At 75.2% G+C, this 25029-nt stretch carries 21 protein-coding genes; 9 read left to right on the top strand and 12 right to left on the bottom strand.

The features are described from left to right. Window positions 1-21 precede the first annotated feature (21 nt). The 5 genes from OSB71_RS04480 to rsmI all read right to left on the bottom strand — a co-directional run bounded on the left by OSB71_RS04480 (window position 22) and on the right by rsmI (window position 4167). Window positions 22-909: a 4-(cytidine 5'-diphospho)-2-C-methyl-D-erythritol kinase gene (locus OSB71_RS04480; protein WP_265944418.1), complete on the bottom strand. Its 888-nt coding sequence runs from the start codon at window positions 907-909 to the stop codon at window positions 22-24. Beyond that, on the bottom strand, window positions 906-1826 hold the full coding sequence (rsmA, locus tag OSB71_RS04475) for a 16S rRNA (adenine(1518)-N(6)/adenine(1519)-N(6))-dimethyltransferase RsmA (protein ID WP_265944417.1): 921 nt from the start codon (window positions 1824-1826) through the stop codon (window positions 906-908). Before rsmA ends, OSB71_RS04480 begins: the two co-directional genes overlap by 4 nt. A gap of 75 nt (window positions 1827-1901) precedes the next feature. Then, complete coding sequence (locus OSB71_RS04470) at window positions 1902-2741, bottom strand: TatD family hydrolase (RefSeq protein WP_265944415.1); 840 nt, start codon at window positions 2739-2741, stop codon at window positions 1902-1904. 49 nt (window positions 2742-2790) lie between these two features. Beyond that, on the bottom strand, window positions 2791-3087 hold the full coding sequence (locus OSB71_RS04465; protein WP_416237190.1) for a hypothetical protein: 297 nt from the start codon (window positions 3085-3087) through the stop codon (window positions 2791-2793). A 231-nt stretch (window positions 3088-3318) separates the two neighbouring features. Next, window positions 3319-4167 carry a 16S rRNA (cytidine(1402)-2'-O)-methyltransferase gene (gene rsmI, locus OSB71_RS04460; RefSeq protein ID WP_265944413.1) on the bottom strand — a complete coding sequence of 283 codons (849 nt, stop codon included), beginning with the start codon at window positions 4165-4167 and terminating at the stop codon, window positions 3319-3321. Window positions 4168-4279: 112 nt separating this feature from the next. Between rsmI and OSB71_RS04455 the strand changes: the two genes are divergently transcribed. From OSB71_RS04455 to OSB71_RS04430, 6 genes are all read left to right on the top strand, one after another. Further along, window positions 4280-5965, top strand: a complete 1686-nt coding sequence (locus tag OSB71_RS04455; RefSeq protein WP_265944411.1) for a dolichyl-phosphate-mannose--protein mannosyltransferase — start codon at window positions 4280-4282, stop codon at window positions 5963-5965. 88 nt (window positions 5966-6053) lie between these two features. Beyond that, a complete protein-coding gene (locus OSB71_RS04450) occupies window positions 6054-6446 on the top strand; it encodes a Rid family hydrolase (RefSeq protein WP_265944410.1) in 393 nt (130 codons plus the stop codon). Window positions 6447-6926: 480 nt separating this feature from the next. Beyond that, window positions 6927-8576 carry a penicillin-binding transpeptidase domain-containing protein gene (locus OSB71_RS04445; protein ID WP_265944409.1) on the top strand — a complete coding sequence of 550 codons (1650 nt, stop codon included), beginning with the start codon at window positions 6927-6929 and terminating at the stop codon, window positions 8574-8576. A gap of 137 nt (window positions 8577-8713) precedes the next feature. Continuing rightward, window positions 8714-10555, top strand: a complete 1842-nt coding sequence (locus OSB71_RS04440; protein WP_265944408.1) for an ABC-F family ATP-binding cassette domain-containing protein — start codon at window positions 8714-8716, stop codon at window positions 10553-10555. Window positions 10556-10836: 281 nt separating this feature from the next. After that, a complete protein-coding gene (locus OSB71_RS04435; RefSeq protein ID WP_265944407.1) occupies window positions 10837-12816 on the top strand; it encodes an outer membrane protein assembly factor BamB family protein in 1980 nt (659 codons plus the stop codon). A 145-nt stretch (window positions 12817-12961) separates the two neighbouring features. Further along, window positions 12962-13228: a DUF3072 domain-containing protein gene (locus OSB71_RS04430; RefSeq protein WP_265944405.1), complete on the top strand. Its 267-nt coding sequence runs from the start codon at window positions 12962-12964 to the stop codon at window positions 13226-13228. A 30-nt stretch (window positions 13229-13258) separates the two neighbouring features. Here OSB71_RS04430 and OSB71_RS04425 read toward each other — a convergent pair whose 3' ends face one another. Next, a complete protein-coding gene (locus OSB71_RS04425; RefSeq protein WP_265944403.1) occupies window positions 13259-13756 on the bottom strand; it encodes a MarR family winged helix-turn-helix transcriptional regulator in 498 nt (165 codons plus the stop codon). A gap of 143 nt (window positions 13757-13899) precedes the next feature. Between OSB71_RS04425 and OSB71_RS04420 the strand changes: the two genes are divergently transcribed. Beyond that, window positions 13900-14718: a trans-aconitate 2-methyltransferase gene (locus OSB71_RS04420; protein WP_265944401.1), complete on the top strand. Its 819-nt coding sequence runs from the start codon at window positions 13900-13902 to the stop codon at window positions 14716-14718. Between the two features lie 93 nt (window positions 14719-14811). Here OSB71_RS04420 and ppc read toward each other — a convergent pair whose 3' ends face one another. Then, on the bottom strand, window positions 14812-17565 hold the full coding sequence (gene ppc, locus OSB71_RS04415) for a phosphoenolpyruvate carboxylase (RefSeq protein WP_265944399.1): 2754 nt from the start codon (window positions 17563-17565) through the stop codon (window positions 14812-14814). A gap of 332 nt (window positions 17566-17897) precedes the next feature. Between ppc and OSB71_RS04410 the strand changes: the two genes are divergently transcribed. Further along, window positions 17898-18932, top strand: a complete 1035-nt coding sequence (locus OSB71_RS04410) for an acyl-CoA desaturase (protein ID WP_265944397.1) — start codon at window positions 17898-17900, stop codon at window positions 18930-18932. A gap of 7 nt (window positions 18933-18939) precedes the next feature. Next, window positions 18940-19611, top strand: coding sequence for a TetR/AcrR family transcriptional regulator (locus OSB71_RS04405; RefSeq protein WP_416237189.1), 672 nt, complete (start codon window positions 18940-18942; stop codon window positions 19609-19611). Window positions 19612-19745: 134 nt separating this feature from the next. Here the strand turns inward: OSB71_RS04405 and pth are convergent, their stop codons facing one another. The 5 genes from pth to OSB71_RS04380 all read right to left on the bottom strand — a co-directional run bounded on the left by pth (window position 19746) and on the right by OSB71_RS04380 (window position 25000). Further along, window positions 19746-20339 carry an aminoacyl-tRNA hydrolase gene (pth, locus tag OSB71_RS04400; protein ID WP_265944395.1) on the bottom strand — a complete coding sequence of 198 codons (594 nt, stop codon included), beginning with the start codon at window positions 20337-20339 and terminating at the stop codon, window positions 19746-19748. A 126-nt stretch (window positions 20340-20465) separates the two neighbouring features. Continuing rightward, window positions 20466-21050: a 50S ribosomal protein L25/general stress protein Ctc gene (locus OSB71_RS04395; RefSeq protein WP_265944393.1), complete on the bottom strand. Its 585-nt coding sequence runs from the start codon at window positions 21048-21050 to the stop codon at window positions 20466-20468. 173 nt (window positions 21051-21223) lie between these two features. Further along, complete coding sequence (locus OSB71_RS04390; protein WP_265944391.1) at window positions 21224-22201, bottom strand: ribose-phosphate diphosphokinase; 978 nt, start codon at window positions 22199-22201, stop codon at window positions 21224-21226. A gap of 124 nt (window positions 22202-22325) precedes the next feature. Then, complete coding sequence (gene glmU, locus OSB71_RS04385; protein ID WP_265944389.1) at window positions 22326-23867, bottom strand: bifunctional UDP-N-acetylglucosamine diphosphorylase/glucosamine-1-phosphate N-acetyltransferase GlmU; 1542 nt, start codon at window positions 23865-23867, stop codon at window positions 22326-22328. Window positions 23868-24106: 239 nt separating this feature from the next. Further along, window positions 24107-25000 (bottom strand): cellulose-binding protein, encoded by an 894-nt coding sequence (locus OSB71_RS04380; RefSeq protein ID WP_265944387.1) that lies wholly within the window; start codon window positions 24998-25000, stop codon window positions 24107-24109. Between the last annotated feature and the right edge of the window lie 29 nt (window positions 25001-25029).

The following is a 25029-nucleotide window of genomic DNA, read 5'->3' as shown; positions in this document are numbered from 1 at the left end:
CGCCCCCGGCACCGGTCGGCGTCAGACCACGCGGGCGCCGGGAGCCGGGGAGGACGCGGGGCGGGCGGCCCGGCACGTACCGGACGCCGCCAGCGCGTCGGCGACCGTGGCCGCGGCGCCCGCGTCGGCGGCCAGGAAGGCGCAGGTGGGCCCGGACCCGGAGACGAGGGCGGCCAGCGCGCCCGCGGCGGTGCCGCGGGCCAGGGCCGCCGCCAGGGCCGGGCGGAGGGAGAGCGCGGCGGGCTGGAGGTCGTTGGCCAGGGTGGGCGCGAGCGCGTGCGGGTCCCCGGAGCGCAGGGCGGCCAGCAGGTCCGGCGAGGGCGCCGGGGCGGGGGCGTCCGGGGTGAGGCGGTCGAACTCGCGGTAGACGGCCGGGGTGGACAGGCCGCCGTCCGCGACCGCGAACACCCAGTGGAAGGTGCCGCCCACCTCCAGCGGGGTCAGCAGCTCCCCGCGGCCCTCGCCCAGCGCGGCCCCGCCGAGCAGCGGGAACGGCACGTCGGAGCCCAGCTCGGCGCACAGCGACAGCAGCACCTCGCGCGGGGTGCCGGTGCCCCACAGCGCGTCGCAGGCCACCAGAGCGCCCGCCGCGTCGGCGCTGCCGCCCGCCATGCCGCCCGCGACGGGGATGTCCTTGGCGATGTGCAGCGCGACGGCGGGCTCGACGCCGTGGTGGGCGGCCAGCAGGCGGGCCGCGCGGGCGGCGAGGTTGCCGTCGTCCAGCGGCACCTGGTCGGCGTCCGGGCCGGAGCAGGTCAGCCGCAGGGATGGCGCGGGGGTGGCCGTCACCTCGTCGTAGAGGCCGACGGCCAGGAAGACGTTGGCCAGGTCGTGGAAGCCGTCGTCCCGGGGCGGCCCCACCGCGAGCTGCACGTTGACCTTCGCCGGTACCCGGACGGTGACGCTCACGCCGACCCCTCCCCGCGTGCTCCGCGCGCCGGCAGGTGTTCCGCGATCGAGGCGAAGTCCTCGACCGTGAGTGACTCCCCGCGCGCCTGCGGCGAGACGCCCGCGGCGCGCAGCGCGGCCTCGGCGGCGGCCGCGGAGCCCGCCCACCCGCCGAGCGCGGCGCGCAGCGTCTTGCGCCGCTGGGCGAAGGCCGCGTCGACGACGGCGAAGACCTCCTCGCGGGTGGCGCGCGTGACGGGCGGGTCCCGGCGCACGAGCGCGACCAGCCCGGAGTCGACGTTGGGCGCCGGCCAGAAGACGCTGCGCCCGATCGACCCGGCGCGGCGGACGTCGGCGTACCAGGCCGCCTTCACCGACGGCACCCCGTACACCTTCGAGCCGGGCGGCGCGGCCAGCCGGTCGGCGACCTCCGCCTGCACCATCACCAGCGTCCGCTCGATGCCGGGGAACGTGGCGAGCATGTGCAGCAGCACCGGGACGGCGACGTTGTAGGGCAGGTTCGCCACCAGCGCCGTCGGCTCGGGGCCCGGGAGCGCGGTGACGCGCAGGGCGTCGGAGTGCACGAGGGAGAAGCGCCCGGCCGCCTCCGGGAGCCGCGCGGCCACCGTGGCCGGGAGCGCGGCGGCCAGCACGTCGTCGATCTCCACCGCCGTGACGTGGCGTGCCGTGCGCAGCAGCGCCAGCGTGAGCGAGCCGAGCCCGGGGCCGATCTCCACCACCACGTCCTCGGGCCGCACCCCGGCGGTGCGCACGATGCGGCGGACGGTGTTGGCGTCGATGACGAAGTTCTGACCGCGCTGCTTGGTGGGCCGCACGCCCAGCGCCGACGCCAGGGACCGGACGTCGGAGGGGCCGAGCAGGGCGTCCGGCGCCTCGGCGGCGGGGGGCTCGGCGGACGGGTCGGGGGCGGTGCTCACCGGGGCAGTCTACGGGGGCCCGCCCGCCCCGCGTCCCGGCGCCGGGGCGGGCGGGGCCCGGTGCGCGCGGGCGGGTCAGTACCCGAAGGCGCGGGCGGTGTTCTCCTGGACGTGGCGGGCCAGCACGTCCACGGGCAGCCCCTTGACCTCGGCCATCGCGCGCAGCGTGACGGGCACGAGGTACGGCGCGTTCGGCCGGCCCCGGTAGGGCGCGGGGGTGAGGAACGGCGCGTCGGTCTCCACCAGGACCAGCTCGGGCGGCGCGACCGCGAGGGCGTCGCGCAGCGGCTGGGCGTTCTTGAAGGTGACGTTCCCGGCGAAGGACATGTAGTACCCGCGGGCCGCGCACTGTGCGGCCATCTCCGCGTCGCCGGAGAAGCAGTGGAAGACCGTCCGCTCGGGGGCGCCCTCTTCCTCCAGGATGCGCAGCACGTCGGCGTGTGCCTCCCGGTCGTGGATGACCAGCGCCTTGTCCACCTCCTTGGCCAGCGCGACGTGCCGCCGGAAGGAGCGCTGCTGGGCGGCCATCCCCTCCGGGCCGGTGCGGAAGTAGTCGAGGCCGGTCTCGCCCACGGCCAGCACCTGCGGCAGCCGCGCCAGCTCGGCGATGCCCGAGAGCGCCGCGTCGAGCGCGTCCTCGCCCTCCTCCAGCGCCAGCCGGGGCGCCTCGTTGGGGTGCAGGGCGACGGCGGCCCACACGCTCGCGTGCTCGGCGGCGACCTCGGCCGCCCAGCGGGCGCGCGCCAGGTCGCAGCCGATCTGGACGAGCGTGGTGACGCCGACCGCGGCGGCCTGGGCCACCGCCTCCGCCACGGTGGTGTCCTGCATGTCCAGGTGGGTGTGGGAGTCCGCCACCGCCACGTCGAGCGGCGCGGGGGGCGGCGGCGGAGTCCGGTCGGAGGGTGAGCTCGGCATGCGCCCGATCCTAGGCTCCCGCGCCGGGCGGCCGGGGCGCGGCGGCCGGTCAGGTGGGCAGCGGGGGCCAGCCCAGGCCGACGGCGGAGTGCACGCTGGAGGCGTTGCCCGCGCGCACGATGCGGACGTTGTGGTCGTCGCACTGCACGCAGGTCAGCCGGTCCAGCGGCGAGGGCACCCGCCGCCCGTCGGCGAAGTACAGGAAGAACGGCCGGTCGTCGCTGTCCACGTGGTGCTCGATGTCGTACGTCTGCTCCCAGGCGTGCCCGCACTCCAGGCAGGCGAAGGCGTACGACTCCCGGGCCGCGCGCGGCGGCGTTCCCGGGCCACCCCTGTAGTCCGTCATGGCAGCTCCTCTCGCCAACCGGTGGACGCCCTTCCGGCTGCGCGCGCGGCGGCCCGTGCCGAATCCCGGAACGATCGCGCCCGTGCTCGTCCCGCCGGGGAGGGGCGGGGTACGCGGTGCCGCGCGCCGCCGTGGTTTCACCTTCGAGGCTAGCCCTTTACCCGGCGGTAGGGCCGCCGGGAGCGCCCCGGCCCCGGCGCCGTGGCGCTCCCGTCCGCCGGGCCGCGGGCGTCAGCGGGACGCCGTCTTCGCGGCGACCACGGCGTCGAACACCGTGCGCTTGGGCACGCCCGCGCCCCGGGCCACCGCGGCGATGGCCTCCTTGCGCGGCTCCCCGGCCGCCTCGCGCTCGGCCACGCGGCGGGCCAGCTCGTCCGCGTCCAGCGCGCCCGCGTCCGGCTCCGGCGCGCCGGAGACGACGACGGTGATCTCGCCGCGCACCCCGTCGGCCGCCCACCGGGCCAGCTCCGCCAGCGGCCCGCGCCGCACCTCCTCGTAGGTCTTCGTCAGCTCCCGGCACACCGCAGCCCGCCGGTCCGCGCCGAAGACCTCGGCCATCGCCGCCAGCGTCGCCGCCAGCCGGTGCGGGGCCTCGAAGTAGACCAGGGTGCGCCGCTCGCCGGCCGCCTCCGCCAGCCGGGCCCGCCGCTCGCCGGCCTTGCGCGGGAGGAAGCCCTCGAAGCAGAACCGGTCCACCGGCAGCCCGGACAGCGCGAGCGCGGTCAGCACCGCCGAGGGGCCGGGGACGGCGGTCACCCGCACCCCGCGCTCGACGGCCGCCGCCACCAGCCGGTAGCCGGGGTCGGAGACCGAGGGCATGCCCGCGTCCGTCACCAGCAGCACCCGCGCCCCGCCCGCCAGCGCCTCGGCCAGCTCGGGGGTGCGGGCGGCCTCGTTGCCCTCGAAGTAGGAGACGATCCGCCCGCCCACCCGCACGTCCAGCGCCTGGGTGAGCCGGCGCAGCCGCCGGGTGTCCTCGGCGGCGACGACGTCGGCCTCCGCCAGCTCCGTGGCCAGCCGGGGCGGGGCGTCGGCGACGTCTCCGATGGGGGTGCCTGCGAGTACGAGCGTTCCGGTCACCGGGCCATCCTCGCACCCGCCGGGCTCGCCGCCGCGCCGCGCGCGGGGCGGCCCCGGCCTCCTCCGCGGCGTCCTGACCGGTGCCGTCGGCGGCGTTCCCTACGATGGCCCGGTGAGCAGTGAGACGGCGACGGGGGCCCAGGAGAGCGCGGCGCGGCCGGAGGCGCCGGGCGGCTGGGCGGACCGGCTGCGCCGCTACGGCCACGCCCCGCGGCCGCGCCCGGGCGCCGGCGAGCGGCTCGCACCGCCGTTCCCGGGGTCGGCGGCGGGCGGCCGGGTGTGGTCGGCGCTCGGCCTGGAGCCGCGGCTGCGCGGCTGGGGCGGCCCGCTGCTGGTCGCGCTCCTCGCCGGGCTGCTGCGGTTCTGGCAGCTCGGCCGCCCGCACGCGGTGATATTCGACGAGACGTACTACGCCAAGGACGCCTGGTCGCTGCTCAACCTCGGCTACGAGGGCACCTGGCCGGAGGAGGCCAACGACACGATCCTGGCCGACCCGGGGCTCGCCCCGCTCAGCGAGGCGCCCTCCTACGTCGTCCACCCGCCCGTGGGGAAGTGGGCCATCGCGCTGGGCGAGCAGCTCTTCGGGCTGACGCCGTTCGGCTGGCGGTTCGTGGTCGCCGTCCTCGGCACGCTCTCGGTGCTCCTGCTGTGCCGCATCGGACGGCGGCTGTTCCGCTCCACCGCGCTGGGCTGCCTGGCGGGCCTGCTCATGACCGTGGACGGGCTGCACTTCGTGATGAGCCGCACCGCGCTGCTCGACCTGGTGCTGATGTTCTTCGTGCTGGCCGCGTTCGGCTGCCTGCTGGTCGACCGCGACCGGACCCGCGCCCGGCTCGCCGCCGCGCTGCCCGGCGGCCGCCCCGACGCCCGCGCCGCCGCCACCGCGCTCGGCGACCGCCGCTGGCGGCTGGCCGCCGGGGTGTGCCTGGGCCTGGCGATCGGCACGAAGTGGAGCGGCCTGTACGTGCTGGCCGCGTTCGGGCTGCTGACGGTCGCCTGGGACTGGGGCGCGCGCCGCACCGCGGGCGCCGCGCGTCCGCTGCGGACCGTGCTGCGCCGGGACGCCGGGCCCGCGTTCGCCTCCCTCGTCCCGGTGGCCGGGCTCGTCTACCTGGTCTCCTGGGCGGGCTGGTTCGGCAGCACGGGCGGCTACTACCGGGACTGGCACGAGGGCGCCGGGGCCGACACGTCCTGGGGCTTCGTGCCCGGCCCGCTGCGCGGCCTGTGGCACTACCACGCGCAGGTCTACCGCTTCCACGTCGGCCTGACCGACGACCACCCCTACGACTCCCACCCGGCGAGCTGGCTCGTCGCCGGCCGCCCGGTGTCCTACTTCTACGAGTCCCCGGAGGCGGGCGAGGGCACCTGCACGGCCGCCGGGGGGTGCGCCCAGGAGGTGCTGGCCCTGGGCACCCCGATGCTGTGGTGGCTGGCCTGCGCCGCGCTGGTCTACGCCGTCTACCGCTGGGCGCTGCGCCGGGACTGGCGGGCCGGCGCGCTGCTGTGCGGGGTCGCGGCCGGCTACCTGCCGTGGCTGCTCTACCAGGAGCGCACGATCTTCTACTTCTACGCCGTCGTCTTCGTGCCCTTCCTGTGCCTGGCGGTGGCGATGCTGCTCGGCGCGGTGGCCGGGCCGCCGGGGGTGAGCGAGGTGCGCCGCAGCGTGGGGCTGGTCGTCGCCGGCGTCCTGGTGCTGCTGGTGGTGTGGAACTTCGTCTACTTCTGGCCGCTCTACACCGGCCAGGAGATCCCCATGGACGCCTGGCGCGCCCGCATGTGGCTGGGCACGTGGATCTAGGCGCATTGGCCACGGGCGTCGACAACGCCCGTGACCGATACCCCCTGGGGCCTGTTCCGCCAGGGCCGCGGTCTGGGATCGTGGTCCGATGGATCTTGTTCGGCGGACGGTCAGTTCCGGCTCACCACTCGAACCCCGCATCGGATTCTCCCGGGCGGTCCGCAAAGGGGCGCACGTCGCGGTCGCCGGCACCGCTCCCATCGGGGAGGACGGGACGACCGTGGGGCGGGGCGACGTCTACGCCCAGACCGTGCGGTGTCTGGACGTCGCGGAGGCCGCGCTGAAGGCGGCCGGGGCCTCGCCAGGGGACGTCGTGCGGACCCGTGTCATGCTCACGGACGTGACGCGCTGGGCGGACGCCGCGCGAGCGCACGGAGAGCGGTTCGCGGCGGTCCGGCCCGCCTGCACCTTCGTCGAGGTCTCACGCTTCATCGACCCCGACTGGCTCGTCGAAGTGGAGCTCGACGCCATAGTCGGCTGAGCCCGGCGGTACCGGGCACGACCACCCGTCGACGGCTGTGACCGGCACGCCCGCCCCGTGGCGGACCGGGTACGTCCCCGCGCAGAGCGCCGACGCGGGTGCGCCGGGCGTGCCGTCCGTCGAGCGCCGCCCGGTGTGCACCGGCGGGCCGTGCGGAAGCCCGGCCCGCCGGGCCGGGAGGTCCCCGAGGACGCCTGACGCGCGCACGTGGCCGGGCACGCGGGCCTGCGGGCGCGCCGCGCCGGCGTTCCGTGTCACACCTTCGCAACGCCCGGCGCGGTGCGCGTCCCACCACGGCGCTCGCGGCGCGCGGTGCTCTAGGGTGCGGTAGGGCCGGAGCGGCCGAGCGGCCGCGCGTGGCCGCCGCGCACGGTGGACGGCGGTCCGGCGGACGCTCGCGAGCCGCTCGCGGCCCGCGAGCCGGACGCGGCCGAGGTCCCCGGTGGACGCCGGGGCGGGGTGGAAGGTTTCAGGGGACATATGCGAGACGGTCAGAAGATGGCGGTGATCGGCGCCGTCTGTGCCGTCGCCGTGGGCGCCGCCGGGTTCGGCGCGTACGCGCTGGTCGGTGACGAGAGCACCGCCGCCACCGGCACCAGCCGCACCACCGGCGGCGAGGACGACGCCAAGCCCCGGGCGGTGGAGACGGGCCCGCTCAGCGCCGCCGAGGTGCGCGGCGCCGCGACGGAGTTCCTGACCGCGTGGGAGTCCGGCGACGCCGCCGCGGCCGCGGCCCTCACCGACGAGGAGTCCGCCGCCCGCACGGCGCTCACCGCCTTCGCCGAGGACGGCGGCGTGACCGGCGTCCGGCTCGACGAGCGCGCGCCCCGGGAGACCGAGGTGCCCTTCGAGGTGACGGCCGAGGTGGCGCGGGAGGAGGCCACCGGCACCCTGGAGTACGTCTCCGAGCTGACCGTCGTCCGGGACGAGGGCACCGGGGAGCCGGTCGTCGACTGGGAGCCGTCCGTGCTCCACCCCGAGCTGGCCCCGGGCGACACGCTCGTCACCGACGCCGAGGGCGACCCGGAGGTCGTCGCCGTGGACCGCGCGGGCAACGAGCTGACGGCGGAGGAGTTCCCCGAGCTCAAGTCCGTCCTGGCCGACATCCGCAAGCGCTACGCCGACCAGGCCGGCGGCACCGCCCCGGTGCGCACACGCATCGTCGACGCGGCGGGCGAGGACAAGAAGGTGCTCGCCGAGCACACCGAGGGCACCCCGGGCGAGGTCCCCACCACCCTCGACGCCGGCCTCCAGCGGGCCGCGCAGGCGGCCGTGGAGAAGACCGGCGGGGCCTCGGCGGTGGCCATCAAGCCGAGCACCGGCGAGGTGCTGGCCGTCGCCGCGACCCCGGTCGAGGCCTTCAACCCCGCGCTGCGCGGTTCGTACGCGCCCGGTTCGACGTGGAAGGTCGTCAGCGCCTCGCTGCTCATCGAGAAGGGGCTGGCCTCCGCCGACGCGCCGCACCCGTGCCCGCAGTTCTTCACGCACGGCGGCTGGAAGTTCCAGAACCTGGACGAGTTCCAGATCGACGGCGGCACCTTCCGGGAGAGCTTCGCCCGCTCCTGCAACACCGCCTTCATCGGCCAGGCCGGCGAGCTGTCCGACGACGACCTGACCCAGCAGGCGCGCGACCTCTTCGGTCTCGGCCTGACCTGGCAGGTCGGCACGGGCACCTTCGACGGCTCGGTGCCGGTGCAGTCCGACGCACAGATGGCCGCCTCGCTCATCGGCCAGGGCGGCGTGCGGATGAACCCGCTCACCATGGCCTCCGTGGCCGCCACCGTGCGCAGCGGCGCCTTCCACCAGCCCTACCTCGTCCCGCCGTCGGTGGACGGCCGGACGCTGGCCAGCGCGCCGCGCGCGATGAGCCCGGCGCTCGCCCAGGAGCTGCGCTCGCTGATGCGGACCACCGCCACCGCGCCCTACGGCACGGCCACCGCGGCGCTCGCCTCCGTCGGCGGCGACAAGGGCGGCAAGACCGGCTCGGCCGAGGTCGACGGGCAGGAGCAGCCCAACGCCTGGTTCATCGGGTACAGCGACGACCTGGCCGCCTCGGCCGTCGTCCCCGCCTCCGGCCACGGCGGCACGCACGCCGGGCCGGTGGTCGCGGAGATCCTCAACGCCGGCTGACGCCGCACCGCCCCGCCCCGCGGCACCACCCGCGGGGCCGGGCGGCCCGTCGGCGCCCCCGCGCGGGTGCGGGCCGTCCACCCGGAGGCTCTACGCTGGGGCGTTGCCCGTCCCGTCCGCCTCAGGAGCCGCACCGCATGGCTGTCAACCTCGTCAATCTGGAAGCCGTCAGCAAGGCGTACACGTTGCGCACGCTGCTGGACGGCGTCTCCCTCGGCGTCAACGAGGGGGACCGGATCGGCGTCGTCGGCCGCAACGGGGACGGCAAGACGACCCTGATCCGGACGCTGGCCAAGCAGGAGCCGGTCGACGGCGGCCGGGTGACGCACTCCGGCGGCCTGCGCCTGGGCGTGCTCACCCAGCACGACTCGCTCGACCCGGCCGCCACGGTGCGCCACGAGGTGCTCGGCGACCTCGCCGACCACGAGTGGGCCGGCGACGCCCGGGTCCGCGACATCATCACCGGCCTCTTCGGCGGCCTGGACCTGCCCGGCTTCGAGCACGGCATGGACACCGTGATCGGCCCGCTCTCCGGCGGCGAGCGGCGCCGCGTCGCCCTCGCCCAGCTCCTCATCGCCGAGCAGGACCTCATCATCCTGGACGAGCCCACCAACCACCTCGACGTCGAGGGCATCGCCTGGCTCGCGGGGCACCTGCGCGCCCGCCGCTCGGCGCTGGTGTGCGTCACGCACGACCGCTGGTTCCTGGACCAGGTGTGCACCCGCATGTGGGACGTGCAGCGCGGCGTGGTGCACGAGTACGAGGGCGGCTACAGCGACTACGTCTTCGCCCGCGCGGAGCGGGAGCGCATCGCCGCGACCGAGGAGACCAAGCGGCGGAACCTGGTGCGCAAGGAGCTGGCCTGGCTGCGGCGCGGCGCCCCGGCCCGCACCAGCAAGCCGCGCTTCCGCATCGAGGCGGCCAACGCGCTCATCGCCCAGGAGCCGCCCCCGCGCGACAGCGCCGAGCTGTCCCGGTTCGCCGGCTCCCGGCTCGGCAAGACGGTGTTCGACCTGGAGGACGTCACCGTCCAGGCCGGGCCCCGGGTGCTGCTGCGCCACCTGACCTGGCAGCTCGGCCCGGGCGACCGCGTCGGCCTGGTCGGCGTCAACGGCGCCGGCAAGACCTCGCTGCTGCGCACCCTGGCCGCGGCGGCCGAGAGCGACGGCGAGCGGCAGCCCGCGGCCGGCCGCGTCACGGTCGGCCGCACGGTGCGGCTGGCCTATCTCTCGCAGGAGGTCGCCGAGCTCGACCCGGCGTGGCGGGTGCTGGAGGCGGTCGAGCAGGTCCGCGGCCGGGTGGATCTCGGCAAGGGCCGGGAGATGACCGCCTCCCAGCTCTGCGAGCGCTTCGGCTTCGGCAAGGAGAAGCAGTGGACGCCGGTCGGCGACCTCTCCGGCGGCGAGCGGCGCCGGCTCCAGCTCCTGCGGCTGCTGATGGACGAGCCGAACGTGCTCTTCCTGGACGAGCCCACCAACGACCTCGACATCGAGACGCTGACGCAGTTGGAGGACCTGCTCGACGGCTGGCCGGGCTCGCTCGTCGTCATCAGCCACGACCGGTTCTTCGTCGAGCGCACCACCGACCGGGTGTTCGCGCTGCTCGGCGACGGGACGCTGCGGATGCTGCCGCGCGGGATCGACGAGTACCTGGAGCGCCGGGCCCGGCAGCGCGAGGCCGCCCCAGCCCCCGCGCCCGCCGCGGCCCCGGCGTCCGGCGCGAGCGGCGCGGGCACCGCCCCCGCCAAGTCCGCCCCCGCCAAGCCCGCCGCCGTCTCCCGGGCGGCGCAGAAGGAGCTCCAGCGCATCGAGCGGCAGCTCGACAAGATCGGGACGCGGGAGAGCGCCCTGCACGCGGAGCTGGCCGCGCACGCCACCGACTTCGCGCGGGTGGCCGAACTGGACGGCGAGCTGCGGGAGCTGACGGAGCAGAAGGACGAGCTGGAGCTGCGCTGGCTGGAGCTGGCCGAGGAGCAGTGACCGGCCGGTGGCCGGTCGGGGGCCGAGCGCGAGCCGCCCGGTGGGTCGCGCGGACCGGTGCGCGGTGGCGGTGGCGGAGCGGTCACGGCGGTGTCGCGGCTCGGTACCGGGTGCCTGACGGGCGGGAACCGGCCGGGGGCCGGATGCGGTCCGGTGGTACAAAGGGCTTCGCCCAAGCACCATCGTGTGTCCGGAAATCGGCGGGCCACATGTCCGATTCGCTCGTCCCTACGGGGGAATGAGGGGCAGGGCAGTCGGTCCGCGTGCGCAGAAGGATCGTCATGTCGCAGCCGCCCCCGCCCAGCCAGCCGCCGAACCAGCCGCCCGAGGAGCCGCCTGCCGACCCGTCGGCCGAGCAGCCCCGGCCGGAGCCCGGTCGGCCGGACCAGCCGCCCGCCGCGGTCCCGCCCGAGCAGCCCCCCGCGGCCCCGCCCGCCGGTCCACCGGCCGAGCCGGCGCCGCCGCGGGGCGCGCCGGGCGCGTTCGGCGCGCCACCGCCGCAGCGGCCCGGGTACGGCTACCCGGCGCCGCCGTCCGAGGACCACCCCTCCCCGCACCAGCCGCCGCGGGGCACGCCGCCGCCCCCGCCCGGCCAGGCGCCCGCCGCGGGCTTCGGCGCCCCGCAGGCCCCGGGCCCCCACCCCGGGTCGCCGGACCAGCCCACGGCGCCGCAGCCCGGCTACGGGTACCCGGGCCAGGACTCCGGCGCCTACCAGCAGCCCGCCCAGCCGGGCCCGTACGGGGCGCCGACGCCTCCGGGGGCCTACCCGCCGCCCGGCGGCTACCCGCCACCGGGCGCTTACGGCCAGCCGGGTCAGCCGGGCCAGCCGCACCAGACCGTGCCCGGGGCCCCGCGTGCGGGAGGCAGCTACAACAAGAAGCTCGTCGCCATCGTGGCGTCCGTGGTCGCGGTGGCCGTCATAGCCGTCGGCGGGATCGCCCTCTTGTCCGGTCAGGACTCGGAGAACGAGAGCAAGGGCGACGGCAAGGGGACCAGCCAGAAGCAGCAGCGGGAGGAGGAGAAGGAGAAGGAGGAGACGGCCGAGGGCGAGTTCCCCGAGCGGACGAAGAGCCGGGGCGAGTTCGCCTTCAAGGTGGACGGGCCGAAGAACGTGCCCGCCGAGATCCTGATGTCCACGGCCGGCTTCTGGACCACCGACGAGGCCGCCGTGAAGTACGAGCACGACGCGGTCCGCGCCTACGACACCGAGTCGGGCGAGGAGCTGTGGACGATCGACGCCGTGCGCGGTGAGCAGTGCGCCGCGGCCCCGCAGAGCGCCGAGGGCAAGACGATGGTCCTGTGGGGCCGCAAGTGCGAGAAGGCCATGGGCATCGACCTGGTGAACGGCAAGGCCCTGTGGAAGCAGGACCTGCCGGCGCCCGAGGGCGCGGACATGGCCGACGTCAGCTACCCGCAGGCCGCCGTGAGCGGCGACATCGGCGCCGTCGCCTGGATCGGCGGTCACGCGGCCTACGACCTGACCACCGGCGACCTGCTGTGGAAGCCCGAGGAGGCCCGCCCCGAGTGCAAGGAGAGCGGCTACGTCGGCGGCGAGCAGCTCATCGCGCTGGTGGAGTGCGGCTTCGACGGCCCCACGTCGCTGCGTTCGGTGGACGCCGAGGGCAAGAAGAAGCACGAGTGGAAGGCGCCGGACGGCACGGAGATCCAGCGCGTGTTCTCCACGAGTCCGCTCGTCGTCGGCGTGAACGCGGGCGGTTCGGACAGCATCGCGATCACCGACCTCTTCGTGCTCTCGGACACCCTGGAGTACGAGCGCAAGATCAGCATCGACGAGGACCGCTTCCGCTTCCGCTCCGTCGAGCAGGGCCTGGCCGACACCTACAACGTGGTCGTCGACTCCGAGAACGACCTCGTCTACCTGGAGACCGACATGCACCAGAGCGGTGACGTGCGGACCAACGAGGTGGTCTCCTACGACCTGGGCACCGGCAAGCTGAAGCAGGTCTTCGAACACGGCGAGAACGGCGGCATGACGCCGATCGCCGTGCGGGGCGGCAAGGTGCTGGCCTACCGCGACGGCGGGTTCTCCGAGCCGGGCGCGCTCAGGGTGCTGGACCCGGCCACCGGCAAGGCCGAGCCGTACATGGAGATGCCGAAGGAGGAGGAAGAGCTGGTGCAGCAGCTCGGCTACTCCACGAACACCAAGATGGTGTGGGCGAACGACACGCTCTTCTTCGTCACGCTGAAGATCTACCGCGACGAGTCGCTCAACAACGCGATGCTCGCCGCGGTGCGCTGACGCCCGCGGCAGGCGGGCACGCCGCGCCGGAGCGGCGCCCGCGCCCCGGCGCCCCCACCCGGGGGTGCCGGGGCGCGCGCGGTCGGCGCGCGGGGCCTGCGGCGGCGTCCGCGTAGGGACGCGCCGCGTGGGTACCGTCTGGGACATGTCGGAACAGGACGCGAGGTCGGAACAGGACCCGAGCAAGAACGTCGAGGACTGGGCGACGGCCGGCGAGCCGGCGACCGGCCCCCAGCTCAGCTACCTGCGGACGCTGGCCCGCGAGGCCGGTGAGGAGGTCCCCCGGGACATCACCAAGGGGGACGCCTCCCGGATGATCGACCGACTCCGGCGCCGCTCGCCCCGCACGGCCCCGCCCGAGGGGGAACCCGGCTCCGGCGCCGAACCCGGCTCCGGCCCCCGGGGAGGCTGACTCCCGCGTCCGGCCGGGGGCGGCCCGCGTTCAGGCCGGGGTGTTGTCGAAGGGGGCGGTCAGACAGCGCAGGAGGCCGGCGAGGTCGTCCCGCTGGGCGGGGGAGAGGGCGACGAGCAGGGCGCGCTCCTGGTCGAGCAGGCCCGCCAGGGCCTGGTCCGCGCGGTCGCGGCCGTCGGCGGTGAGGCGCACCAGGACGCCGCGCCGGTCGCTGGGGTCGGGCAGGCGTTCCACGAGGCCCTTCTTGGCCAGCCGGTCGATGCGGTTGGTCATGGTGCCCGAGGTGACCAGGGTCTGCGTGAGGAGCTGGCCGGGGGAGAGCTGGTAGGGCGTACCGGCCCGGCGCAGGGCGGTCAGGACGTCGAACTCCCAGGACTCCAGCCCGTGCTCCGCGAAGGCGATGCGCCGGGCCCGGTCCAGGTGCCGCGCCAGGCGGCTCACCCGGCTCAGCACTTCGAGCGGCTCCACGTCGAGATCAGGGCGTTCTCGGCGCCAGGCTGCCACCAGTCGGTCGACCTCGTCCTCCATGGGGACAGTCTAGTAGTTCTGTCGGCGTAAAGTTTCTTGATGTCAAGATGAACTGGGAGGGGTGCCGGGCTGTCCAGGGTGGAAGGCTCCGAGCGCCGGGATCGCCTGCCACGGCAGGCCCGTCATCCGCAAGGAGGCCGTTCATGCCACACCCCCCCACCTGGGACCCCCAGGTCTATCTCCGCCATGCCGACCACCGCACCCGCCCCTTCCTCGACCTGCTCGCCCGGTTACCCGAGCTGCCCGCCGGCCCGCGTCCGCCGCGCATCGCGGATCTGGGCTGCGGCCCCGGGAACGTCACCCGGCTGCTGGCCGACCGCTGGCCGGACGCCCACGTCACCGGCTATGACAGCTCCCCCGAGATGCTGGCCGCCGCCCGCGCCCACGCCGGGCCCACCCCCGGCGGCGGACGGCTCGATTTCGCCCCCGGCGACATCGCGGACTGGGAACCGCAGGAGCCCTACGACCTGATCGTCTCCAACGCCGCGCTGCAGTGGGTCCCCGGCCACGCCGACCGGTTCAAGTCCTGGCTGGAGGCGCTGCCGCCCGGCGGGGTGCTCGCCTTCCAGGTGCCCGGCAACTTCACCTCGCCCAGCCACGCCCTGCTCGGCGAGTTGTGCGACGCCCCGCACTGGCGGGAGCGGCTCGGCGCGCACGGCCGCCGCTACGTCTTCATCCTCCAGCCGTACGAGTACCTGGGCCGCCTGGCCGACCTCGGCTGCACCGCGGACGTGTGGGAGACGACGTACGTGCAGCTCCTGCACGGCCCGGACGCCGTCCTGGACTGGGTGCGGGGCACCGCCCTGCGCCCGGTGCTCACCGCGCTCGCCGACGACCCGGCCGCCGCGGAGGCGTTCGTCGCCGAGTACCGGGAGGCCCTGCACGCCGCCTACCCGCCCGGGCCGCACGGCACGGTGTTCCCCTTCCGCCGCGTCTTCGCCGTGGCGCGCAAGGCGGGCTGACGGCGTGCGCGGGCGCCCCGCGCGGTGTGCGCGGGGCGCCCGTGGCGGTGTGCGCGCCGGTGCCGGGTGCGCGCGGAGCCGTGCGGTCAGCGGTCAGCCGGTGTTGCGCAGCCCGGCCGCCACGCCGTTGACCGTCAGCAGCAGCGCCCGCGAGAGCACCTGGTCGGGCTCCTCGCCGCGCTCGGCGGCCTGCCGCTGCCGGTGCAGCAGCGCCACCTGGAGGTAGGAGATCGGGTCCAGGTAGGCGTCGCGGATCTTCAGCGTCTGCCGCAGCACCGGGTTGCTCTCCAGCAGCTCGCTCTCCCCGGTGACGCGCAGCACCTCGCGCACGGTCAGCGCGTGCTCGGCCTCGATGACGTCGAAGACGTGCCGCAGCTCGGCGGGCACCAGCGTCTCCACGTAGTGCCGCGCGATGCGCAGGTCGGTCTTGGCGAGCGTCATCTCCACGTTGGACAGGAAGTTGCGGAAGAAGTGCCAGTGCTCGTGCGCCTCCGCGAGCACGCCGTCCAGCCCGGCCTCGCGGGCGGCGCGCAGCCCCGAGCCGACGCCGAACCACCCCGGCACGATCTGCCGCGACTGGGTCCAGCCGAACACCCAGGGGATCGCCCGCAGCCCGTCCAGGCCCGCGCCGGAGTCCGGGCGGCGCGAGGGGCGCGAGCCCAGGTGCAGGTCGGCGAGCTGGTCCACCGGCGTGGCGGCGAAGAAGTAGGCGGGCAGGTCCGGGTCCTCCACGAGCCCGCGGTAGGCCGCGTGCGCCGCGTCGGAGACGGCCTCCATCGCCGCGTCCCAGCGGGCCAGCGCCTCGTCGGACTGGCGCGGCGCGGTGTGCAGCGCCGATGCCTGGAGCGTCGCGGAGACCGTGAGCTCCAGGTTCTCCCGGGCGAGCGAGGGCACCAGGTACTTGTCGGAGATCACCTCGCCCTGCTCGGTGACCTTGATCTCCCCCTCCAGCGTCCCGTAGGGCTGCGCCAGGATCGCGTCGTGCGTCGGCCCGCCGCCCCGGCCCACCGTGCCGCCGCGGCCGTGGAAGAGCCGCAGCCGCACCCCGTGCCGGTGCGCCACGTCCCGCAGCCGGCGCTGGGCGCGGTGGATCTCCCACTGCGAGGTGGTGATGCCGCCGAACTTCGAGGAGTCGGAGTAGCCGAGCATGACCTCCTGGAGATCGCCGCGCAGCGCGACCAGGCGGCGGTAGGAGGGGTCGGAGAGCATCGCGTCCAGCAGTTCGTCGGCGATGCGCAGTTCGTCGGTGGTCTCCAGCAGCGGCACGATGCCGATGCGCGCCCAGCCGCCGTGCAGGTCGACCAGCCCGGCCTCGCGGGCCAGCACGGCGGCGGCGAACACGTCGTCGGCGCCCTGGCACATGGAGATGATGTAGGACTCGACGACCTCGGGCCCGAAGGTGTCCAGCGCCTTGCGGACGGTCTCGAAGACGCCCAGGGTCCGCGCGCCCGCCGCGTCCAGCGGCGCCGGGGTCGGCGCCAGCGGGCGGCGCGAGCGCAGCTCCTTGGCCAGCAGCCGGTGCCGGTAGTCGCGCGGCATGTCCTCGTAGCGCCAGGACTCCTCGCCCAGCCGGTCGAAGAGCTGGCCGAGCGCGTGGTGGTGGGCGTCGGCGTGCTCGCGCACGTCCAGCGTCGCGAGCTGGAGCCCGAACGCGGCCAGCGTGCGCAGCACCCGCTCCACGCGGCCGTCGGCCACCAGTCCGCCCCGGTGCTCGCGCAGCGAGGTCTGCACCAGCTCCAGGTCCCGCAGCAGCTCTCCGGTGCCCAGGTAGTCCCGGCCGGGCTGGTGCGGCTTGTCCTGCGCCAGCCGCTCGCGGGTGTTGAGCAGCTTCTGCCGGACGCAGGTGACCTTCAGCCGGTAGGGCTCCTCGGCGTTGAGCCGCTTGTAGCGGGGGGTGATCTCCGGCAGCCGCTCCAGGTCGTCGCTGAGCGAGTCCAGCATCTCCTGGGTGGCGCCGACGTTGCGGATGGAGCTGGACAGCGCGCCGCGCAGCTCGTCCACGTGGCCGAGCGCCCGCTCGATCCCGTGCTCGTGCTGGAGCAGCAGCACGTCCCACGTCACCTGCGGCGTGACGTTGGGGTTGCCGTCCCGGTCGCCGCCGATCCAGGTGCCGAACGTCAGCGGACGCGTGCCCGCCGGCAGCGGCGCCCCGGCGCGCTCCAGCTCGGCGGCCAGGTCCTCCAGCAGATCGCCGACGGCCCCCTGGTGCAGCTCGTCGAGGTAGTAGACGGCGTTGCGCGCCTCGTCGGTCGGCTCCGGGCGGGCCACGCGCAGCTCGTCCGTCTGCCAGATCAGGTCGATGTTCTCCGCCAGCCGCACATCGGTGCGGCGCCGCTCGGAGGTGTCGGTCTCCCCGAGCAGCTCGGCGATGCCGCGCAGCTTCGTCAGCACCGAGCGCCGCGCCGCCTCGGTGGGGTGCGCGGTGAACACCGGCCGCACGTTGAGGTGCTCGGCCGTCGTCCGCAGGTGCGCCGGGTCGGCGTCCTTGAGCAGCACGGCGGTGCGGGCCAGCGACCCGCCCTCGGCCGCCCGCGCCGCGCGCAGCTCCCGGCCCCGGTGCACCTGCTCGGTGACGTTCGCCAGGTGGAAGTAGACGGAGAACGCGCGGACCAGCTTCGCGGCCGTCTGGGGGTCGGTCTCACCCAGCAGCGCGGCGGCGGCCTCGCCGTCCTCGCGCGTCAGCGCCCGGACGCGCTCGACCAGGTCCAGCAGCTCCGGGCCCTCCTGACGGACGATCGTCTCACCCAGCAGATCGCCCAGGCGGCGGATGTCGGCGCGCAGGGCGCTGGAGGCTCCGGGGGCCCCGGGGGACTCCAGGGGCTCGGAACGGGTGTCGGCACTGCTCATGAGGGGCGGCTCCTTGCAGCTTCTCGGCAGCTTGTGGCAGCTCGGCGGCAGCCGTCGGCGGTGTGTGCGTGACCGTCGCCGGGGTACCTGGCTTTCAGGGCAATCTTGCTCTTGGCACGTCACGGACCGCGCTGTCCGACGCCCTAAGGATAGAACCGGCCCCTACCCCGCTCCCCACCCGTCCACGCACCGGGCAGCCCACCCGTGACCTGGGCGGCGGCGACGCCGCCACCTCCGGCGTGTTCCCACCCGGCCGAGACTGCCATACTTACGAAACCGTAGGTTACGGTTCCGTAAGTGCCCGTAACCCCGCCCCCGCCACGAGGACGCAGATGACGACGACACCAGAGGTGGTCGACGGCGCCGTCGACAGCACCGCCGACACCGCCCGCACCACCCGACCGGCGGAGGCCCTGCCCTCCGCCACCCTCGGCGGTGAGAAGCGCCGCTCCGTCGAACAGATCGCCCTGCTGCTGTTCATTGCCGTGCCCTTCCTCGCCCTGCTCGCCGCCGTGCCCCTCGCCTGGGGCTGGGGCGTGAGCTGGCTCGACCTCGGCCTGCTGGTCGGCATGTACTACCTGGGCTGCCACGGCATCACGATCGGCTTCCACCGCTACTTCACCCACGGCGCGTTCAAGGCCAAGCGCCCGCTGCGCATCGCGCTCGCGATCGCCGGGTCGATGGCCGTCGAGGGCCCGCTCGTGCGCTGGGTCGCCGACCACCGCAAGCACCACAAGTTCTCCGACGCCGAGGGCGACCCGCACTCCCCCTGGCGCTACGGCGAGACCGTGCCCGCGCTGCTCAAGGGCCTGTGGTGGGCCCACGTGGGCTGGATGTTCGACACCGAGCAGACCCCGCAGCACAAGTACGCGCCGGATCTGGTCAAGGACCCGGACCTCCGCCGCGTCTCCCGGCAGTTCGTGCTCTGGACGGTCGTGTCGCTGGCGATCCCGCCCCTCGTCGGCGGCCTGGTCACCTGGTCCTGGCAGGGCGCGCTCACCGCGTTCTTCTGGGGCTCGCTGGTCCGCGTGGCGCTGCTGCACCACGTCACCTGGTCGATCAACTCCATCTGCCACGCCGTGGGCAAGCGCCCCTTCAAGTCCCGGGACCGCTCGGGCAACGTGTGGTGGCTGGCCGTGCTCTCCTGCGGCGAGTCCTGGCACAACCTGCACCACGCCGACCCCACCTGCGCGCGGCACGGCGTCCAGCGCGGGCAGATCGACTCCAGCGCCCGGCTGATCCGCTGGTTCGAGAAGGCCGGCTGGGCCTACGACGTCCGCTGGCCCAAGGCGGACCGGCTCGACGCCAAGCGCTCCGCCGACCCCGGGGCGTCCCGCCGCCAGGGGACCACCACCCACGCGGCATGATGGTGCCGTGGCGACCGACGACCGCAGCACCTCCCAGGACCCGCCCCCGGCTACCTCCCGGCGCGCCCGCCGCCGCATGACGGGCAAGGAACGACGGGAGCAGCTCCTCGACATCGGCCGCACCGTGTTCGCCGAGCGCGGCTTCGAGGGCACCTCGGTGGAGGAGATCGCCGCCAAGGCCGGGGTCTCCAAGCCCGTCGTCTACGAGCACTTCGGCGGCAAGGAGGGGCTGTACGCCGTCGTCGTCGACCGGGAGATGCGGCGCCTGCTGTCCATGGTGACCAGCGCGCTCACCGCGGGCCACCCGCGCGAGCTGCTGGAGCAGGCCGCCTTCGCCCTGCTCGACTACATCGACGCCTACACGGACGGGTTCCGCATCCTCGTGCGGGACTCTCCGGTGGCCTCCACCACGGGCACCTTCGCCTCACTGATCAGCGACATCGCCACGCAGGTCGAGGACATCCTCGGGCTGGAGTTCAAGGCCCGCGGGTTCGACGCGAAGCTGGCGCCGCTGTACGCGCAGGCACTGGTGGGCATGGTGGCGCTGACCGGGCAGTGGTGGCTCAACGCCAAGAAGCCCAAGAAGGCCGACGTCGCCGCGCACCTGGTCAACCTCGCCTGGCACGGCCTGGACGGCCTGGAGCCCAAGCCCCGCCTGATCGGCCACCGCAGGGCGTAGCCGGCCGTTGGCCGATCGGCCGGAGCCCGGGCGGCGCCCGGGTCCACGCCCCGCCCCCGCCCGCCCCGGGCCCGTGAGCGTCGAACGCCGCGGGACCGGGGCGGGCGACGTGTCCCGCCCGGGGCGGGCCGGGCTCAGGAGTTGTAGGTGTTCTGGGCGCGCTCCAGGCCGTCCAGGAGCAGGGCCTCCACGGCGTCCGCGGCGCGGTCGACGAGGTAGTCCAGCTCCTTGCGCTCGGCCGGGCCGAAGTCCCTGAGCACGTAGTCCGCGACCGGCATGCGGCCGGGCGGGCGGCCCACCCCGAAGCGCACGCGGTGGTAGCCGGGGCCCAGCGACTTCGTCAGGGACTTCAGGCCGTTGTGCCCGTTGTCCCCGCCGCCGCGCTTGAGGCGCAGCGCCCCGTAGTCGAGGTCGAGTTCGTCGTGTACGACGACGATCCGCTCGACGTCGGTCTTGTAGAAGTCCCGCAGGGCGGTGACGGGGCCGCCGGAGAGGTTCATGTACGTCATCGGCTTGGCCAGCACGACGCGCTGGTTCGCCGGGCCCGGCGCTCCGACGCGGCCCTCCAGCACCTGGGCCCGCGCCCGGTGGGCTTTGAAGCGGCCGCCCATCCGCTCGGCGAGCAGGTCGGCGACCATGAACCCCACGTTGTGCCGGTTGCCCGCGTAGCCCGGACCCGGATTGCCCAGGCCGGCGACCAGCCAGGGCCCGGTGGACGACTCGCTCATACCTGTTCTCCCGCTCTGCACGGGGCCGCACGGGCCCGGGGGACCGCCCCGGCGGTCGGCCCGGGACATGGATAGCGGGCCGGCCCGCGCGGGTGGGACGCACCCGCGCGGGCCGGCCCGCACGGATCACTCCGCGGACTCGCCGGCCTCCGCGTCCTCGTCGCGCTCCTCGGCCTGGGCGGCCAGCACCTGGAGGACGGTGGTGTCCTCGTCCACGTCCAGCGTGACGCCGGCGGGCAGCTTCACGTCCTTGGCCAGCACGCTGTCCCCACCGGTCAGGCCCTCGATGGAGATGGTGAAGGACTCGGGGATGTGGGTGGCCTCGGCCTCGACCGGCAGGGTGTCGAGCGAGTGCTCCAGGATGAACTGGCCCGGGCCCAGGTCGCCCTCGGTGACCAGCGGGACCTCGACGTGGACCTTCTCGCCGCGCTTGACGGTGAGCAGGTCGATGTGGACCAGGAAGCCGCGGATCGCCTCGCGCTGCACGGCCTTGGGGATGACGAGCTCCTTCTTGCCCTCGATGTCCAGGTGGATCAGGACGTTGGAGGTCTTCAGGGCCATCATCAGGTCGTAGCCGGGCAGCTCGACGTGCAGCGGCTCGGCGCCGTGGCCGTAGACCACGCCCGGGACCCGCTCCTGGCGGCGCAGCCGACGGGACGCGCCCTTGCCGAACTCGGTACGGATCGTGCCGGAGATCTTGACGTCAGCCATGGTTCTCGCTCCTCGTGTGGGTGTGCGGCGTGCGGTCACCCGGCCCACGACAGGCCTGCTACGAAGAGCGCGTCGATTACGGACCGCCGCACCCGCGGTGCGGCCTCCCTCGCCGAGCAACGTCGCAGATGCTACCCGGCGCGGAGGCCGCACCGTAAATCGATCAGCGCGCCTCAGCTCTGCTCTTCGAAGAGGCTGGTGACCGAGCCGTCCTCGAACACCTCGCGCACGGCGCGGGCGATCGTCGGCGCCATGGACAGGACGGTGATCTTGTCCATGTCCAGCGCCTCGGGGGTCGGCAGGGTGTTGGTGAAGACGAACTCGCTGACCCGGGAGTTCTTCAGCCGGTCGGGGGCCGGGTGGGACAGGATGCCGTGGGTGGCCGTCACCATGACGTCCTCGGCGCCGTTGGCGTACAGCGCGTCCGCCGCCGCGCAGATCGTCCCGCCGGTGTCGACCATGTCGTCGACCAGGACGCACACCCGGCCCTTCACGTCACCGACCACCTCGTGCACGGTGACCTGGTTCGCCACGTCCGGGTCGCGGCGCTTGTGGACGATGGCCAGCGGGGCGCCGAGCCGGTCGGCCCAGCGGTCGGCCACACGCACCCGGCCGGCGTCCGGGGAGACGACGGTCAGCTTCTCGCGGTCGACGCGCTCGCCGATGTACTGGGTGAGCACGGGCAGCGCGAACAGGTGGTCCACGGGGCCGTCGAAGTAGCCCTGCACCTGGTCGGCGTGCAGGTCCACGCTGAGCACCCGGTCGGCGCCCGCGGTCTTGAGCAGGTCGGCCATCAGGCGGGCGGAGATGGGCTCGCGGCCGCGGTGCTTCTTGTCCTGCCGCGCGTAGCCGTAGAAGGGGATGACGACGGAGATGCTGCGCGCCGACGCCCGCTTCAGGGCGTCGATCATGATGAGCTGCTCCATGATCCACTTGTTGATCGGCGCGGTGTGGCTCTGGATCAGGAAGCAGTCGGCGCCGCGCACCGACTCCTGGAAGCGGACGTAGATCTCCCCGTTCGCGAAGTCGATGGCCTTCGTCGGGACCAGCTCCACCCCCAGCTCGCTGGCCACCTCCTCGGCCAGCTTGGGGTGGGCGCGGCCGGAGAAGAGCATCAGCTTCTTCTCGCTGGTCGTCTTGATCCCGGTCACTGCGGTGTCTCCTTGGTGGGCTCTGCCAGTGGTGCGCCTATCACGGTACGCGCCCCGCGGGGCGGCTCGCTTTCGGCCGTTTTCGGTGCTTTCGACGGGCTGGTGCCGCGCGCGGGGTGCCGGGTCACGCGCGGCCGCCGCCCGACGCGTCCGCGGGTCCGCGCGCCGCGCCCCCGGGCTGCGCGGGCTCCTCCGGCCGCGCGGGCTCCCCGGGCTGGCCGGGCTCTCCCGGCCGGTCGGCCGCCTGGGCTGCCTGGGCGGCGGCGCTCCCGGGCCGCTTGCGCGCCACCCAGCCCTCGATGTTGCGCTGCTGGCCGCGGGCGACGGCCAGCGAACCGGCCGGCACGTCCTTGGTGATGACCGAACCGGCCGCCGTGTAGGCGCCGTCCCCGACCGTGACGGGCGCCACGAACATGTTGTCCGAGCCCGTCTTGCAGTGGGAGCCGATCGTGGTGTGGTGCTTGGCCTGGCCGTCGTAGTTGACGAAGACGCTGGCCGCGCCGATGTTGGTGTGCTCGCCGATCGTGGCGTCGCCCACGTAGCTCAGGTGCGGCACCTTCGAGCCCTCGCCCACCCGCGCGTTCTTCATCTCCACGTACGTGCCCGCCTTGGCCCGCGGGCCCAGCTCCGTGCCCGGACGCAGGTACGCGTACGGGCCCACCGAGGCGTGCGCGCCGATGCGGGCGCCCACGGCGACGGTGTTGCTCACGCACGCCCCGGGGCCGACGGCGGTGTCCGTCAGCCGCGTGTTCGGGCCCACCTCGCAGCCCGCGGCCAGGTGCGTGGCCCCCAGGAGCTGCGTGCCGGGGTGCACGAGCGCGTCCGGCTCGAAGGTCACCCCCGCGTCCACCCACGTCGTCGCCGGGTCCACCACGGTGACGCCCGCCAGCATCGCGTGCCGCAGCAGCCGGTCGTTGAGCAGCCGGCGCGCCTGCGCGAGCTGGACGCGGTTGTTGATGCCGACGATCTCGTGGTGGTCCCCGGCCGCCCAGGCGCCCACCCGGTGCCCGTCCGCGCGCAGGATGCCGAGCACGTCGGTCAGGTACTCCTCGCCCTGGCTGTTGTCCGTGCGCACCCGGCCCAGCGCGTCGGCCAGCAGCACCGCGTCGAACGCGAACACGCCGGAGTTGATCTCGTCGAGGGCGCGCTGCTCGTCGGTGGCGTCCTTGTGCTCGACGATGGCCGTCACCGCGCCGTCGGCGCCGCGCACGATCCGGCCGTAGCCGCTCGCGTCGGGCACCCGCGCGGACAGCACCGTGACCGCGTTGCCCTGCGCCGCGTGCGCACCGGCCAGCCCGGTGAGCGTGTCGGCGGTCAGCAGCGGGGTGTCGCCGCAGGTCACCAGCACCGTGCCGGAGAGGGTGACGCCCTCGGCCGCCAGCGACTCCAGGCCCATGCGCACCGCGTGCCCGGTGCCGTTCTGCTCGTGCTGCACCGCCGTGCGCACGCCGCCGTCCAGCTCCGCGAGGTGGGCGCCGACCCGCTCACGGGCATGGCCGACGACGACGACCAGGTGCTCGGGATCGAGTTCCCTCGCGGCGGCGACGACGTGACCCACGAGCGACCGCCCGCAGATCTCGTGCAGGACCTTCGGTGTCGCCGACTTCATGCGGGTGCCCTCACCCGCTGCGAGAACGACGACGGCTGCCGGGCGGTTGGCGCTCACGGTGTGCCCTTCGGCTTCGGGTGAATGTCACCGGAAGAATACCCGCGCGCCCTGCGAGCGGCCGAAAAGGGCGTCGCGACGGCGCCCACCCGGCCCGCGCGGCGCACCCCCGGCCCGCCCGTCCTGTCCCACGCGGCCCCACGCGGCCCGGCCCTGTCCCGGGCGGCCCCGCGCGGCGTGACCGGCGTCCGGGGCGGCTTGACGTCCGGCGCCCGGCCCCTCCGGGGCGGCGGCCGGGCTCAGGCCCCGGAGCGGCTGTCGACGCGGCCGGTCAGCGTGGAGAGGGTCGAGCGGACGCGGGCGAGGTGGTCGCGCAGCTCGTCGGCGCGGCGGTTGTGCTCGCGCAGGACGCGGCCCGTCTCGCGGTCGACGGCCTCCGCGCGGGCGCGGGCCTCGGCGAGCAGAGCCGCCGCCTCGGCCCCGGCGGCCTCCTCCGCGGCGTCCGCCGCCCGCTCGGCCTCGGCGTAGCCGCGGCGGGCCTCGTCCAGCACCGTCCGCCCGCGCTCCGTCAGCTCCGCGGTGTGCGCCGCGGCCTCCGCCTCCCGGGCGGCGAGCTCCTCCTCGGCGGCCTCCCGGGACGCCGCCTGGTCGCGCTCCTGGTCGTCCAGCAGGGCCGCGCACCGCTCGGTGGCGTCGGCCAGCCGCGCCGCCGCCTCGCCGCGCACCCGCTCGGCCTCCTCGCGGGCGGCTCCGCGGGCCTCCTCGGCCGCGGCCGCGGCCCGGGCCGAGACGGCCTCGGCCGCCTTCCGGCCCGCTTCCCGCACCGCGTCCGCGCGGGAGCGGGCCGTCGCGCGCAGCCCGCCCGCCTCGGCCTCCGCCTCCGACCGCAGCGCGGCCGCCTCGTCCTCCCCGCGGCGGCGCACGTCGTCCGCCTCCGCCTCGACCTCGGCCAGCAGGGCCACGGCCCGCTCGCCCAGGGACTCGTACGTCGGCGGGGGCAGGGCGGCCACCACCCCGTGCAGCCGCTCGGCCTCCTCGCCCAGCTCCCGGGCCAGCACGTCGAGCCGGCCCAGCCGTTCGTCCGCCGCCGCGGCCTCCTGGCACAGCGCGGTCACCCGCCGGTCCACCTGTTCCGGCCGGTAGCCGCGGCCCCGTACGACCTCGAAGCCGTGCGGTGACTGAGTCGAAGACATCCGCGCACTCTCTCCCACGTCAGCGCTGG

The sequence above is a fragment of the Streptomyces marinisediminis genome, assembly GCF_026262575.1.
In the GTDB taxonomy this organism is placed as follows: Bacteria; Actinomycetota; Actinomycetes; order Streptomycetales; family Streptomycetaceae; genus Streptomyces; species Streptomyces marinisediminis.
The sequence above is the reverse complement of the archived record's forward strand: the minus strand, read 5'-3'. Positions and strand labels throughout refer to the sequence as shown.